We start from the raw sequence: 14,305 nt of genomic DNA on the forward strand, positions 1-14,305 counted from the left end.
TCGGCCGGGCGACCCCTCCGGCCGATCCCCCCGAGACCGGGCCCTCCGGCCCGCCTCCAGGAGGCAATGGTGCCCAGGAAACGCTGGACCGCGGCGACCGCGCTGGCGGCCACCGGAACACTCCTCACAGTCGGCCTCGCGGTCCCCGGACGAGCCGAACCGCCGCCTCCCCGCCCGAAGGCGCCGGGGGAGCACACCGAACTCCCCGACAAGGACGCGCGGCCCGGGCGCCTCGCCCCGACGGGCCGCCAGGTGGACGCGGCCCGCGGCGTGACCGTGCGGTGGAACAGGCTCGGCACCCCCGCCTCGGTGACCGGCGCGGGACCGCTGGCCGGCGGCCTGCCCGGCGACCCGGAGAAGGCCGCCCGCGCGTACCTGGCGGGCCACCGGGACCTGTTCGGCCTCGACGCCGCCGCCGTCGGCGCGCTGGAGAAGGTCGCCGTCAACCCGATCGGCGAGGGCGCGGCCGTGCTGCTGCGCCAGCGGTTCGGCGGACTGCCCGCCGGCTACGACGGCCTGGTGGCGGTCGGCGTGTCGGGCGGCGAGGTCGTCTCGGTCACCTCGACCCTCTCCCGGGACGGCGCCGCCCCGGCGCCCGCCACGCTCTCCCAGAAGGACGCGGTGGCCGCCGCCGGGCGGGACGCGGGCATCAGGGCGTCGGCCGGCGACCCGCGCAAGGCGCGGCTCGTCGCGGTGCCCACCGCCGAGGGCGTCCGCAGCGCCTACCAGGTCACCCTCATCGACGGCTCCGGCGCCGAGCCGAAGGCCGTCACCTCCTACGTCGACGCCCGGACCGGCTCGGTGCTCGTGCGGGAGAACCTCGTCGACCACGACAGCGACAACCCGCGCTGGGCGGTGTTCCCGGCGACCCCGTCCGGCGACTACTCGTCCCGCGACACCAGGCAGACCTGGTGCTTCGCTCCCGCGGCGGGATGCACCCCCGTCGGGGGCGACCCCTCCAGCGGACGTCCCTGGGACGTCGACCCCGCGACCGGCGCGTCCAGCACGACCAGCGTCGGCAACTCGGCGAGGACGTACGAGAACCGCGCGAGCAGCGACCCCTTCACGGTCGGGACCCGCACCAGCGCCCCCAGGTCCGACCGGAACTACACCTATCCGTGGACCAACCAGTGGCACACGAGCAAGTGCGACCCGGCGACGCTGGACAGCCCGCAGGAAGCGGACCTGGAAGCGGCCATCTCGAACCTGTTCGTCCAGCACAACCGCATGCACGACTGGTCCTACCGGCTCGGCTTCACCGAGTCGGCCTGGAACATGCAGGCCGACAACGGTGAGCGCGGCGGGCGGGGCGGCGACCCCGAGCAGGGCAACGCGCAGGCCGGGGCGCGGTTCCCGACCGTCCGCGACAACGCGAACCAGATCACGCCGCCGGACGGGACCCCGGCGATCACCAACATGTACCTGTGGCAGCCGGTCGCGGGCTCGTTCTACCCGCCCTGCACCGACGGCGACTTCGACATGAGCGTCATCGGGCACGAGTACACCCACGCCATCTCCGGGCGCATGATCGCCGGGCCGGACGCCGGGTGGAGCGGGCCGCAGGCGGGCGCGATGAACGAGAGCACCTCCGACCTGTTCGCCATGGAGTACCTCAACGAGTACGGGCTGCGCCAGCCCGGCGAGACCCCGTACGTCGTCGGCGGGTACGTCACCGGCGACCGGCGCGCCGGGATCCGCAACTACGACATGAGCCGGAGCCCGCTGAACTACGCCGACCTCGGCTACGACCTGGTCGGCACCCAGGTCCACGCCGACGGCGAGATCTGGACCGCGACCCAGTTCGACCTGCGCCAGGCGTTCGTCCGCCGGTACGGCGCCGGGAGCGCCGCGCTCCAGCGCAAGTGCGCCGACGGGGCCGTGCCGGTCGCGAAGTGCCCCGGCAACCGGCGGTGGGCACAGGTGTCGTTCGACGCGCTGCTGCTCATGGCCAGCGGCGCCGTCAGCTACGTCGACCACCGCAACGCCCTGCTGGCCGCCGACACCATGCGCTTCGGCGGCAAGGACCACGAGATGATGTGGAAGGTCTTCGCCGAGCACGGCCTCGGCAAGGACGCCGCCAGCAACGGCCCCGCCGACGCCGACGCGACGCCGAGCTTCGCCTCGCCCCTGTCGCGCAACGCCCAGGTGCGGCTCACGCCGCTCGGGGACGCCAAGGGAGGCAAGGTCCGACTGTACGTGGGCGACTACGAGGCCCGCGCGGTCCCCGTCGCCGACACCGACCCGGCGACCCCGCTCGGCGACACCGTCGCGCTCACCCCGGGCCGGTACTCCTTCGTCGCGGTGGGCGCGGGCTTCGGGCACCGCAGGTTCACCGCCTCGATCGGCGCGTCCCAGCGGACCCTGCCGGTCGTGATGTCCCGCAATGAGGCCGCGGGCGCCAACGGCGCGACGGCGACCGGTGACGGCGCGTCCCAGGCCGCGCTGCTGGACGAGACCGAGGCGACCAACTGGCAGTCGGTGACGGCCCCCGTCGCCGGGCGCCAGGTCACCGTCGACCTTGCCGGCGACCGTCCGGTCAGGGTCGGCCGGGTGCAGGTCAGCGCGATGCTGCGGCCGTCGGTGGCGGGCGACCCGGAGGGCGCGGGCGGCACGCAGAACCGGTTCACGGCGCTGCGCGCCTTCCGGCTGCTGGCCTGCGACGCCTCCAAGGCCGACTGCGCTCAGGCGGCCTCGTACCGCACCGTCTACACCAGCCCGTCCGACGCCTTCCCGGCCGACCGGCCGCGGCCCACGGCGCCCGACCTGATCATGCGCTCGTTCGACCTGCGGGACGTCACCGCGACGCACCTGCGGTTCGAGGTGGTCTCCAGCCAGTGCACCGGCGCGCCGGCCTACGCGGGTGAGCAGGACAACGACCCGCGCTCCGGCACCGACTGCGCCACCGCGAGCCCGAGTGCGGGGATCGTCCGGACCGCCGAGCTCCAGGCGTTCGCCCGGTAGGCGGACCGCGCGGGCGGGGGGCGGAGGACATCCGCCCCCCGCTTCGCCCTGCCCCCGGCGGGCGCGCCTCACCGCCCAGGCCAGCCGGTGTTGTCACCGGGTAACACCCCCGGATACCGTGCTGTCCATGACGAGTACGGCGGGCCGGCCGGGGCCCGGATCACGGCGTGATCCCGGTCGCCGCCGCGCCCTGCTGGAGGCCGCCGACCGGGTCATCCAGCGGGAGGGGCCCGAGGCGTCCATGGCCGCGATCGCCGCGGAGGCCGGGATCAGCAAGCCGATCCTGTACCGCCACTTCGGCGACAAGAGCGGCCTCTACCAGGCGCTGGCCGAGCGGCACACGCGCAAGCTGATCGAGGGGATCCGGGACGAGTTCTCCCGCGGCGACCCGATCCGCGACCGCACCCGCTCCACCATCGACACCTACCTGGCGACGATCTCCAAGAACCTCAACCTCTACCGGTTCCTCATGCACCGGGCGAGCGCCGAGGACACGGCCACGCACAGCGCGATGAGCACCATGATCCGGGACGTGAGCCGGGAGCTGGCCGAGGTGATGATCGCCGAGGGCGAGATGGCGGACCGCACCCGCGCCTACGTGTGGGGGCACGCGATCGTCGGCATGGTGCAGACGGCCGGCGACTGGTGGCTCGACCACTCCGACGACGTGCCGCGCGAGGCCGTCGTGGACGGCCTCGTCGACCTCGTCCTCGGCGGGCTGCCCGCCGCCGCGTCCGAGGCCCGCGGCCCCCAGTTGTCCGACGACCCACGATTCCCGAGGTGACCGTGCAGACCGACGTGCAGACCCAGGCGCAGAGCGAGGCGCGGCCCGAGCCGGACGTGCGGACCGAGCGGCGCCCCTGGGGGCGCTTCGAGCGCTTCACGCTCAACGAGCCGTCCACCGTGAAGATCATTCACGTGGAGCCGGGGCAGCGGCTCAGCCTGCAGCGGCACCGGGACCGCGACGAGATGTGGGTCGCGCTCGACCCCGGCGCGGTCTTCGAGGTGGCCGGGCGCCGCATCCTGCCGGAGGTGGGGGAGCGGGTTCTGATCCGCGCCGGGGACACCCACCGGCTCGGCTCGGACGGCCCGGCCGTGCGCGTCATGGAGATCGCCTTCGGCCGGTTCGACGAGGACGACATCGAGCGCCTCGAGGACGCCTACGGCCGCGCCTGATCCTCCCGGGCCGGCCCGTCCGGCGCCGCGCCCTCCCGGGGCGGCGCCGTGGTGCCGGCGCCGTCGGCGAAATGGCAGGCGACCGCCTGGGGCGGCCCGCCCCGGGGGACGAGCGCCGGCGTCTCCCGCTCGCAGACGTCGGCGGCCATGTAGCAGCGGGTGCGGAACCGGCACCCGCTCGGCGGCTCGGCCGGGGACGGCACCTCCCCGCGCAGCACGATCTCCCCTGCGTCGCCGTCCGGCCGGTCGCGGACGGACGGCGCCGCCGACAGCAGCGCCCGCGTGTAGGGGTGCTGCGGGTCGCCGAACACCTCGGCGGCCGGGCCCTGCTCCACGACCGTCCCGAGGTACATGACGGCGACGTCGTGGGCGATGTGCCGGACCACGTCCAGGTCGTGGGAGATGAACAGGTACGCCACGCCCAGCTCGGCCTGCAGGTCGGCCATCAGGTTGAGGATCTGCGCGCGGACCGACACGTCCAGCGCGGACACGGCCTCGTCGCACACCAGGAGCTTCGGCCGCAGCGCGAGGGCGCGGGCGATCGCCACCCGCTGGCACTGGCCGCCCGACAGCTGGTGCAGGTGCCGCGGCCCGTGCTCGGGGCTCAGGCCGACGAGGTCGAGCAGCCGCGCGACCTCGGCGTCCTCCCGGTCGCGCGGCACGATCCCGGGATGGACGCGCCAGCCCTCGGCGATCACGGCGGCGACGGTCATCCGCGGGTTCAGCGACGTGTAGGGGTCCTGGAACACCATCTGCAGGTCGCGGCTCATCCTGCGCCGCCGCCGGGCGGGCACCGACGCCAGGTCCGCGCCCGCGAACTCGATCGACCCGGCGAACGCGGGGCGCAGCCCGACCACGGCCCGCGCCAGCGTCGACTTGCCGCACCCGGACTCGCCGACGACGCCGAGCGTCCGCCCGGCCCGGACGGCCAGGTCGATCCCGGCGACGACGGGCACCCGCCGCCGCCCGAACCCGTGCCGGCCGGGGCGCTCGTACCCCGCCTCCAGGCCGCTGACCTTAAGCACGACCTCGGTGTCCTGGGCGGTGGCCGTCATCGGGGCTCCTCGCTGGGCTGGGAGGCGACGACCTCCGCGGAGTGGTGGCAGGCGACGGCGCGGTCGCCGTCCTCGGCGAGCGGCGGGTCCTCGGTGCGGCACCTCTCGGTCGCGAACGGGCAGCGCGGGTGGAACGCGCAGCCGCCGGGCCGGTGCCGCGGGTCCGGCGGGACGCCCTCGATCGGCTTGAGGCGCCCGCCCGACCCGGCGTCGGGCACGGCCTCCAGCAGCCCGAGCGTGTACGGGTGGGCGGGACGCGTGTAGACGGCGTCCAGCGGGCCGCGCTCCACGATCCGCCCCGCGTACATGACCGCGACGTCCTGCGCGACCCGCGCCACGACGCCGAGGTCGTGCGAGACCAGCAGGGTCGCGAGGTCGGCCTCCCGCTGCCGCCGCGCGAGCAGCCGCAGGATCTGCGCCTGCACGGTGACGTCGAGCGCGGTGGTCGGCTCGTCGGCGAGCAGGACCGACGGGCCGAGCGCGAGCGCCATCGCGATCACCGCGCGCTGCCGCATGCCGCCGGAGAACTCGTGCGGGTGGTCGCCGTAGCGGCTCTCGGCGTCGGCGATCCCGACCTCGCGCATCAGCGCGACCGCACGCTCCCGGGCCTCCCGCCGGCCGAGGCCGAGGCGCCGCCGGAAGGGCTCGGCGATCTGGGCGCCGACGGCGAAGCCGGGGTTCAGCGCCGCCATCGGATCCTGGAAGATCATCGCGACGCGGCCGCCGCGCGTCTCGCGCCAGCGCCGGGCGGAGAACCCGGCCGTGTCCTCGCCGTCCAGGACGACGGCGCCGGACGTGACCTCCGCGCCGGGCGGCAGCAGCCCGATGAGCGCGAGCGACGTCAGGCTCTTGCCGCTGCCCGACTCGCCGACCAGGGCGAGGACGCGGCCGCGCCGCAGCCGCAGGCCGACGCCCCGCACGACCGGCGTGACCTGCCGCCCGGAGCGGAAGCCGATGTGGACGTCGCGCAGCTCCGCGGCCACCTCCCCGGCGGCCGGAGCGTGCGCGTGATCGACGGCTGGAACGGTCATGTGCGCCTCCATGGGATGTGCGCCATCAGAGCTGGGAGCGCGGGTCGGTGAGGTCGCGGAAGGCGTCGCCGACGAGGCCGACGCCGGTGACGACGGCGGCCAGCGCGAGCGCCGGCATCGTGGAGATCCACCACGCCGAGCCGAGGTAGTCGCGGCCCGCCGAGACGGTCGCGCCCCACGACGCCTGGTCCGGCGGGATGCCGAGGCCGAGGAAGCTCAGCGACGCCTCCGCCACCATGACCAGGCCGATCTGCACGGTCGCCGCGACCAGCAGCGGCTGCCAGCACGACGGCAGCACGTGCCGGAACAGGATCCGCGCGTGCCCCGCGCCGAGGACCCGCGCCGAGTCGACGAACTCCAGGTCCCGGGTGGCGAGCGCGGACGCCCGCACCACCCGGGCCAATATCACCCAGCGGGTCACCGCCAGCGTGATCACGATGTTGGTGACGCTCGGGCCGAGGACCCCGGCGATGAGGATGGCGAGCAGGATGGACGGGAACGCCAGCTGCACGTCCCCGAACCGGGACAGGACGGCGTCGGTCCAGCCGCCGAAGTAGCCGGACACCAGCCCCGCCACCAGGCCCACCGCGCCGCCGATGAGCACGGTGGCGGCGCCGACCAGCAGCGACACGCGGCTGCCGGCGAGCAGCGTCGTCAGCAGGTCCCGCCCGAGCTGGTCGGTGCCGAGCCAGGCGACCGACCCGTCCCCGAGCCGGGACCCCGGCGCCAGCAGCCGGTGCGGCAGGTCCGTCGCGACCGGGTCGTAGGGCATCAGCACCGGCCCGAACACGGCCGCCAGGACGAACAGCCCGACGATCGCGAGGCCCGCCCACGCCCGCGCGGGCAGCCTTCTCCGCCGCCGGGCCGCGGGGACCGGGATCACGGCGGGAGCGATGGCGCTCATGCGTCCTCCGTGTGGGGGACGATCCCCCACGCCCCCTGGTTCGTTGCACTCATGCGTTCTCCGGAGTGAGTCGTGGATCAAGGGCGACGCACAGGACGTCCACGAGGAGGTTCAGCGCGATGTAGGAGACCGTGATCGTGACGATCGCGGCCTCGACGACGGCGTAGTCGCGGTTGGTGATCGCGTCCACCATGAGCGAGCCGATGCCCGGCCAGGAGAACACGACCTCGATGATGACCGCATTGGCGATGAAGTTGCCCATCAGCAGCCCGAGGACGGTGACGACGGGCAGCGCGATGTTGCGCGCCACGTGCACGTACATCACCGCGCCCTCGCCGGTGCCCTTGGCGCGGGCGGTGCGGACGTAGTCCTTGCCGCTCTCCTCCAGCGCGCCGTTGCGGACGAGCCGGGCGAGCCAGCCGACGAACGGCAGCGCCAGCGTCACCGAGGGCAGGATCACCGCCTCGGGGCCCCCGCCCGCCGTGCTCGGCAGCCAGTTCAGCTGCCGGGCGAACAGCAGGATCAGCACGATGCCGAGCCAGAAGGACGGCACCGCCTGCCCGACCAGCGAGCCCGTGGAGACCAGCAGGTCGAGGATCCGGCCGGGCCGCCGCGCGCACAGCATGCCGAGCGGGTAGCCGGCGGCGAGGGTGATGACCAGCGCGAGCGCGGCCAGCGTCAGGGTGGCGGGGAACCGGTCGAGGACGGCGCCCATCGCGCCGCCGCCGAGCCGCCAGGAATCGCCGAAGTCGCCGCGCAGGATCTCGCCCATGTGCGCGAGGTACTGCCGCCAGAGCGGGTCGTCCAGCCCGAAGTCGGCGCGGACGGAGGCGAGCTGGGCGGGACTGGCGTCCGGCCCGAGGATCAGCGTCGCGGGGTCGCCGGGGACGACGCGGACAACGAGGAACACGACCGTGATGGCGCCCCACGCCACGATGAGGGCCTGCCCGGCGCGCCTCAGCAGGAACCGTCCCATCAGCCGCCTCCGTTCGCGGGCCGCGACGAGTCGCGGACGACCAGTTCCGCCGGCAGCAGGGTCTGCCGCGGCGAGCCCGCGGCGGACTCGCCCGACATCCGTTCGAGGAGCCGGTCCACCGCGGTGGCGCCGACGTCCGCGGCCGGCAGCCGGACGGTGGTGAGCGGCGGGGCGAGGTAGGCGGCGAACGGGTGGTCGCCGTGCCCGGCGACGCGGACGTCGCCGGGGATGCTCAGCCCGTGCTCGGTGAGCGCCCGGTACACCCCGAGCGCGAAGTAGTCGTTGCCGGCCAGGACCGCGGCGCCCGGCTCGATGCGGGCGGCGAGGTCCCGCCCGATCTCGTAGGAGTCGACCGGGTCCCACGGCTGGGAACTGGCCTCGCGGCGCCGGGTCGGCACCTTCACCATGTGGTCGTCGCGGAGCGCGATGCCGTGCTCGTCCAGCACGGCCCGGAACCCCCGGACGCGTTCCGCCACGGGAGAGATGTCCAGGTCCTCCTCGACCAGGTACAGGTCGCGGGCGCCGCCGGCCACCAGGTGCTCGGTGGCCCGCCGGGCGCTGTCGTAGTAGTCGACGCCGACGAGGTCGGTGTCGAGCCCCGGCAGGTCGCGGTTGAGCAGGACCACGGGCGTCCCGGACTTGCGGAGCCGGTCCCAGTGGTCGATGCCGTGCTGGACGGGCACGGCGAGGACGCCGTCCACGCCCCAGCGCATCAGCTCGTCGACGACGCGGCGCTCGTTGTCGACGCTGTCCTCGGTGACCATCAGCATCAGCGAGTAGCCGCGGACCCGGCCGCGCTCCTCGATCGAGCTGATCAGGCGCGTGTAGAAGGGGTTGGACGGGTTGGTGATGACCAGCCCGAGGGTCATCGCGTTGCCCTGCACCAGGGACCGCGCCATCGTGTTCGGCACGTATCCGAGGCGCTCGGCCTCGGCCCGGACCCGCTCGCGGGTCTCGGGGCTGACCGCGTCCTTGCCGGCCAGGGCGCGGGACACGGTGTTGACCGACAGGTCGAGGGCGGCCGCGATGTCCCGCAGGGTGGCCCTGCGGCGGGGTGTCATGGGGTCCTCCTGACCGCGGACAGGTCCGGCTGGTTGTTGGCGGCCGGGGTGAAGCCGGTGAGCCCGGTCCGCACCCCGTAGGCGGTGGTGAGCGCGGCCGGGAAGATTCCGACCGCGTCGTTCCAGATCGTCTCGCAGGCCCGCCCGTACAGCTCCTCGCGCCGCTTCGGGTCGGCGGCCTGGCCTGCCTCGGCGAGCACCGCGTCCAGCCCGGGGTTCTTGTAGCCCATCCGGTCGGCCTTGGAGGTGTAGAGCCGGCCGAGGGTGAACGCGGCGTCGCCGGTCGTCACGGTGTTGGTCTGCAGCTCCATGTCCCAGTCGAGGGAGTTGAGGCGCTGGAGCCACTGGGCCTTCTCGATGCTCTGCGGCCTGACCTCGACCCCGATCCGCGCCCACGCCGAGATCATCGACTGGGCCAGCTCCCGGGCGAGCGGGCCGGTGGCGTCGAACCACATCATCGTGGTCTCGAAGCCGCCGGCCAGCCCGGCGTCGCGCAGCGCCGCCCGGGCCGCGCCCGGATCGTGCCGGTACGGCGCCTGCTCGGCGTACCCGAAGACGGTCGAGGGGATCGGCGCGCGCATCTGCTCGGCGCCCGCGCCGAACAGCCTCCCGACGATCTCCTCCATGTCGAGCGCCTGCCACATCGCCCGCCTGACCCGCGGGTCGGTGAAGGGCTTGCGCTTGCAGTTGAACCACGTGAGGTAGTAGGTCCAGCTCGGCACCGTCTCGACCCTGACCCCGCGCCGCCCCCGCACCTCGCCGAGCTGGTCGGACGGGACGGGCCACAGCAGGTCGACGTCCCCGTTGCGCAGCGCCGTGATCGCGCTGGAGGTCTCGGCGATGAACGGCATCGAGATGCCGGGCGTCCCGGCCCGGCCGCCCCAGTACCCGTCGAACCGGGCCAGTTCCACGCTGGTCGACGGGGTGAAGCCCGTGACGCGGAACGGCCCCGAGCCCACCGGGCGGCGCTTCTGCGCCGGGTCGGCCACGCGCCGGGCGGGCACGATGAACAGCAGCGTCAGGTTCACCGGAAGGGTGCCCATCGGGCCGTCCGTCACGAACACGACCCGGTGGTCGCCGTCGGCCCGCGCGGACTTCACCGTGGCCCACAGCGCGGACTGCGCCGACTTCACGGCCTTGGTGCGCTCCACGCAGGCGACGACGTCCCGCGCGGTCAGCGCGCCCCCGTCGTGGAAGCGGACACCGGGCCGCAGGTCGAACACCCATGTCGTGTCGTCGGTCCGCCGCCACGACGTCGCGAGGCCCGGCGCGAGCCGCCCGCCCTCGTACCGGACGAGCGTGTCGAAGACCAGCCGCTTGACGATCAGCGACGCCTCGTCGACCGCCGTCCCCGCGTTGTAGGGGTCGAGGTCGGTGACCGGCTGCCCGAACGCGGCGCGCAGCGAGCCGTCCGGCGCGGCCGCCGCCCCCGGCGCCGCGCAGCCGCCGAGGGCCACGGCGGAGGCGGCGAGGCCGGTCAGGGCGAGGAACTCGCGCCTGCGCACGTCCATGACGGCTCCTCTCAGCTCTTCAGCGCGAGGTAGATCATGACCTTCGCCGACGCCTCGCCGCCGCCGTCGCCCTCGACGGCGCCCTTCAGCCGCAGCCAGCCGCCGAAGCCGGACGACTCCCAGGTGACGAGGTCGTCGGCCACCTCCCGCTCGGGCTCCAGGTCGCACCAGTGCAGGCCGTCGGGGGAGACCTGCGTGGTGACCCGCATCAGCGCGCCGGTCCCGGTCCGCTCCAGCGTCCGGACGAACCAGCGGGCCTCCGCGGCCCACGCCGCCTCGTAGGGCTCGGTCGTGAAGGCGCCCGCGAGGGTGCGGCTGCGCTCCAGGACCGCCGTGAACGACTCGCGCATGCTCAGGGGGCTCCTCACCAGTCGACCGAGATCAGGACGGAGTCCAGGTACAGGAAGTTGCGCACGTCGGTGTGCGTCCTGACCGAGACGTAGAAGTTCAGCAGGTTCTGCAGGGAGCCGTACTCCTCCTCGTACGGCGGCACCGGCACGTCGCGCATGTCGTAGACGGTGTCGTTGACCTGCAGTTCGATGTTCGAGCGCGTGTTCGTGTCGATGAGCCAGCGCACGTAGTGCCAGTTCACCTTGGTCGGCACCTCGTTGTAGCAGAGCTCCTGCGGGCCGCCGAACGGCTTCCAGTGGTCCGGGTCCGGGGCGGTGAAGTCCGCGGTCGGCGGCAGCTTGATCTTGCCTTCGAAGTGCTCGCGCGGGGTCGGCTCGGGCACCGTGGGGTACACCCACTCGCGCCGCAGCCGGTTCTCCAGGTCGGTGTTCAGATAGCGGGCGACGCAGTGGTAGCGGACGCCGTCGCAGATGTCGGTCGCGATGGTGAACGCGCCGAACTGCTGCTCGGACGGGTGCAGGTTCGCGTCCCACTCCCCGGCGCCCGCCTTGTGCGCCGCCTGGTTCTCCTCCGACGCCGCCTCGGTCTTGAACGTCAGGTACGCCTCGAACTGCACGCGCCCCCGCCCGGCCATCGTGAGCCGCCGGATCGCGACGCCGGTGTGCCCGGCGAGCGGGCGCGTCGCGACCTTCAGCGCGTACGTCCCGGACATCGCGCCGTGCGTGCCGACGTCGAAGAAGTTGCAGGAGCTGAGCTGCGGCGGCCGGAAGTCGCGCATGTGGTCGTCGACGGTGTCGAGGTTCCCGTGCCCGTCGTAGTTGCCGAGCAGCTCGATCCAGCCGTGGGTGCCGGAGTTGAAGTCGTCGTGGACGAGGATCCGGTCCAGCGGGTTGAAGCGCGACAGGGCGGGGTCGGCCCGGCGCAGGTGGTCGGCCGGCGACCGCTCGCTCGCGGGGGTGGTCATCGGGTGGGCTCCTGAATCCTCACGGTGGCGTGCACCATGTTGTGGTCGGACCGCAGCAGGTCGCGGGGCTCGCCGGCCTGGGCGGTGGTCTGCGGGACGAGCGTCCACTGCAGGACGCGCGTGCCGTTCCGGACGAAGATGTGGTCGATCTTGTCCGCGGACCTCGGCAGCGGGATCTTCCCGCCGTTGAACGAGGCGTACTCGGCGCCGGTGCGGCGGTTCGCGGGCGCGGCCTCGAACGAGTCGGCGTAGCCGGCGTCGGAGAACGCGTCGTAGGCGCTGTGGCCGTCCTCCTTCGAGGCGGAGTTCATGTCCCCGGCGAACACGATCGGCAGCCGCCGGGTGTAGGCGTTGTCGCGGGTGAGGTACTCGGCCGTGCGGCGCGCGTCGAGGTAGCGGACCTCGTCCCAGTTCTTGGTCCAGCCGTTGGGGTCGGTGGCGCCGTTCTTGCGGTACTCCAGGTGCATGTCGACGACCACGAACCGCATCCCGTTGCGCAGGTCGCGCAGGGTGTTCCAGGTCATCGTCTTGCCGTAGATCTCGGTGGAGTCCGGCAGCCACAGCAGGTCGTGGGGGAGCGGCCGGCCGCGCTCGTCCAGGTGGGAGAACCGGCGGGCGTCGTAGTAGGTGAAGCGCCCGGCGCCGGACTTCAGCGGGTAGCCCTCCTGCGGATGCCTCGTGCCCGCGTAGTCGGCGGGCGCCTCGGCGTAGCCGCGGGCGCGCATCGCCTCCGTCAGCGGCGCGCGGAACGACTCCACGTCCACCCCGGGCTGCGTCGGGGTGGCGTTGTTGCCGATCTCCTGGGTGACGACGACCCCGGCGCGCGCCCGGACGATGTCGTCGGCGACCCGCGCGGCGCGCCCGTCGGCCCAGGGTTCGAGCTTGGTGGCGCAGTCGCGGCCGATGGTGTCGACGCAGGCCTGCTCGGTCGGCAGGCATCCGTGCCCGCACGTGTTGTAGGTCGCGATCCGCAGGTCGAGCTTGCGGTGCGCCCGGGGGCCCTCGGCGGCCTGCGCGCTCGTGGCGGGGACGAGCAGGGCCGCGGCGACGAGGGCGGAGGTCAGGGCGGCGAGGGGACGGGCGGGGGGACGCGGGGTCCGCATGCGAGGGGCCCTTCCATTGTCGGGGGCGTCACATTAACGTTAACGTGATCGTTCACACACCATGATTGTTCATCCCTCCTGCTGTCAAGAGCCGAAAAGAAAACGACCCGGCCGTCCGCGTGAGCGGACGACCGGGCCGTCGCCGTGCTTAGCCCGTCGCCGGGCGGGATCAGGTGCTGGAGCTGAGCTCCAGGTCCTTGACCCTCGGGTCGCCCTCGTCGGCGAGGTAGTCCGCCGCGCGCGTGGCGTCCTCGCCGTCCGCGAGCTTGGCCGCCCTGCAGACCAGGGTGCCGGCGACCGCGACCACCACGTTGACGGCGAGCGCCAGCATGCCGACGTACACCGTCGTCTTGGTGTCCAGGCCGAGGTCGCTCAGCGGGTAGGCCGAGCCGCCGAAGTGCTCCTTGCCCTTCACCGGGTTCGGGATCTGGTACAGCATCCACAGGCCCGCCGCCATGCCGGCGGCCCAGCCGGCGATGAGGGCGCCGCGGTGGAACCAGCGGGTGAGCAGGCCGAGCCCGACGGCCGGGAGGGTCTGCAGGATGATGACGCCGCCGATGAGCTGCAGGTCGATGGAGAACTGCGGGTCGAGCGCGAGGATGCACACGACCGCGCCCGCCTTGACGATCAGCGAGACCAGCTTGCTGACCGTGGCCTCCTGCTTGGCGGTGGCGTCCCGGTTGATGTACTCCTTGTAGATGTTGCGGGTGAACAGGTTCGCCGCGGCGATCGACATGATCGCGGCCGGGACCAGGGCGCCGATGCCGACGGCGGCGAACGCCACGCCGGCGAACCAGTCGGGGAACATGTGGTCGAACAGCAGCGGGACCACGGTGTTGGTGTCGGGCTTGCCGTTGGTGCTGATCGGCTTCACGCCCGCCGCGATGGCCATGTAGCCGAGCAGGGCGATCAGGCCGAGGACGAAGCTGTAGGCGGGCAGCGCCGCCATGTTGCGCTTGATCACGTTGCGGCTGCGGCTGGCCAGCACGCCGGTGATGCTGTGGGGGTAGAGGAACAGCGCCATCGCCGAGCCGAGCGCCAGCATCGCGTAATTGAGCTGGCCGCTGCCGGCAATGGTGATGCCGTCGCCGGGCGCGGGGGTCTTGTCGAACTTGGCCTTGGCGGCGTCGAAGATGTCGCCCCAGCCGCCGAGTTTGGCCGGGATGTACAGCACCGCGACGATGATGACCAGGTAGATCAGCACGTCCTTGA

General features: G+C 73.5%; 13 protein-coding genes. 3 read left to right on the forward strand and 10 right to left on the reverse strand.

The window, feature by feature from the left end:
* The first annotated feature begins 69 nt into the window (after positions 1–69).
* From AB0C21_RS30130 to AB0C21_RS30140, 3 genes are all read left to right on the forward strand, one after another.
* On the forward strand, positions 70–2,961 hold the full coding sequence (locus AB0C21_RS30130) for a M36 family metallopeptidase (protein ID WP_500208745.1): 2,892 nt from the start codon (positions 70–72) through the stop codon (positions 2,959–2,961).
* 127 nt (positions 2,962–3,088) lie between these two features.
* Positions 3,089–3,745 carry a TetR family transcriptional regulator gene (locus tag AB0C21_RS30135; RefSeq protein ID WP_353819510.1) on the forward strand — a complete coding sequence of 219 codons (657 nt, stop codon included), beginning with the start codon at positions 3,089–3,091 and terminating at the stop codon, positions 3,743–3,745.
* Entirely contained in the window at positions 3,742–4,137 is a 396-nt protein-coding gene (locus tag AB0C21_RS30140; RefSeq protein ID WP_500208746.1) for a phosphomannose isomerase type II C-terminal cupin domain, read from the forward strand. The genes AB0C21_RS30135 and AB0C21_RS30140 overlap by 4 nt, the downstream gene beginning before the upstream one ends.
* Here the strand turns inward: AB0C21_RS30140 and AB0C21_RS30145 are convergent.
* From AB0C21_RS30145 to AB0C21_RS30190, 10 genes are all read right to left on the reverse strand, one after another.
* Complete coding sequence (locus AB0C21_RS30145; protein WP_500208748.1) at positions 4,122–5,192, reverse strand: ABC transporter ATP-binding protein; 1,071 nt, start codon at positions 5,190–5,192, stop codon at positions 4,122–4,124. The two genes, AB0C21_RS30140 and AB0C21_RS30145, sit on opposite strands and share 16 nt — an antisense overlap.
* Positions 5,189–6,223, reverse strand: coding sequence for an ABC transporter ATP-binding protein (locus AB0C21_RS30150; RefSeq protein WP_500208749.1), 1,035 nt, complete (start codon positions 6,221–6,223; stop codon positions 5,189–5,191). The genes AB0C21_RS30145 and AB0C21_RS30150 overlap by 4 nt, the downstream gene beginning before the upstream one ends.
* Positions 6,224–6,248: 25 nt before the next feature.
* Positions 6,249–7,127, reverse strand: coding sequence for an ABC transporter permease (locus AB0C21_RS30155; RefSeq protein WP_500208750.1), 879 nt, complete (start codon positions 7,125–7,127; stop codon positions 6,249–6,251).
* 49 nt (positions 7,128–7,176) lie between these two features.
* Entirely contained in the window at positions 7,177–8,103 is a 927-nt protein-coding gene (locus AB0C21_RS30160; RefSeq protein ID WP_500208751.1) for an ABC transporter permease, read from the reverse strand.
* On the reverse strand, positions 8,103–9,164 hold the full coding sequence (locus AB0C21_RS30165) for a LacI family DNA-binding transcriptional regulator (protein ID WP_500208753.1): 1,062 nt from the start codon (positions 9,162–9,164) through the stop codon (positions 8,103–8,105). Before AB0C21_RS30165 ends, AB0C21_RS30160 begins: the two co-directional genes overlap by 1 nt.
* Positions 9,161–10,675, reverse strand: coding sequence for an ABC transporter substrate-binding protein (locus AB0C21_RS30170; protein ID WP_500208755.1), 1,515 nt, complete (start codon positions 10,673–10,675; stop codon positions 9,161–9,163). The genes AB0C21_RS30165 and AB0C21_RS30170 overlap by 4 nt, the downstream gene beginning before the upstream one ends.
* A gap of 11 nt (positions 10,676–10,686) precedes the next feature.
* Positions 10,687–11,025: a hypothetical protein gene (locus AB0C21_RS30175; protein WP_500208757.1), complete on the reverse strand. Its 339-nt coding sequence runs from the start codon at positions 11,023–11,025 to the stop codon at positions 10,687–10,689.
* Positions 11,026–11,039: 14 nt separating this feature from the next.
* Positions 11,040–11,990 carry a DUF6772 family protein gene (locus tag AB0C21_RS30180; protein WP_500208759.1) on the reverse strand — a complete coding sequence of 317 codons (951 nt, stop codon included), beginning with the start codon at positions 11,988–11,990 and terminating at the stop codon, positions 11,040–11,042.
* On the reverse strand, positions 11,987–13,093 hold the full coding sequence (locus AB0C21_RS30185; protein WP_500208761.1) for an exonuclease/endonuclease/phosphatase family protein: 1,107 nt from the start codon (positions 13,091–13,093) through the stop codon (positions 11,987–11,989). Before AB0C21_RS30185 ends, AB0C21_RS30180 begins: the two co-directional genes overlap by 4 nt.
* Before the next feature lie 169 nt (positions 13,094–13,262).
* A partial coding sequence (locus tag AB0C21_RS30190) for a sodium:solute symporter family protein (protein ID WP_500208762.1) occupies positions 13,263–14,305 on the reverse strand: 1,043 nt, incomplete at its 5' end.

This window comes from Spirillospora sp. NPDC049024 (assembly GCF_040649235.1).
Classification (GTDB): domain Bacteria; phylum Actinomycetota; class Actinomycetes; order Streptosporangiales; family Streptosporangiaceae; genus Spirillospora.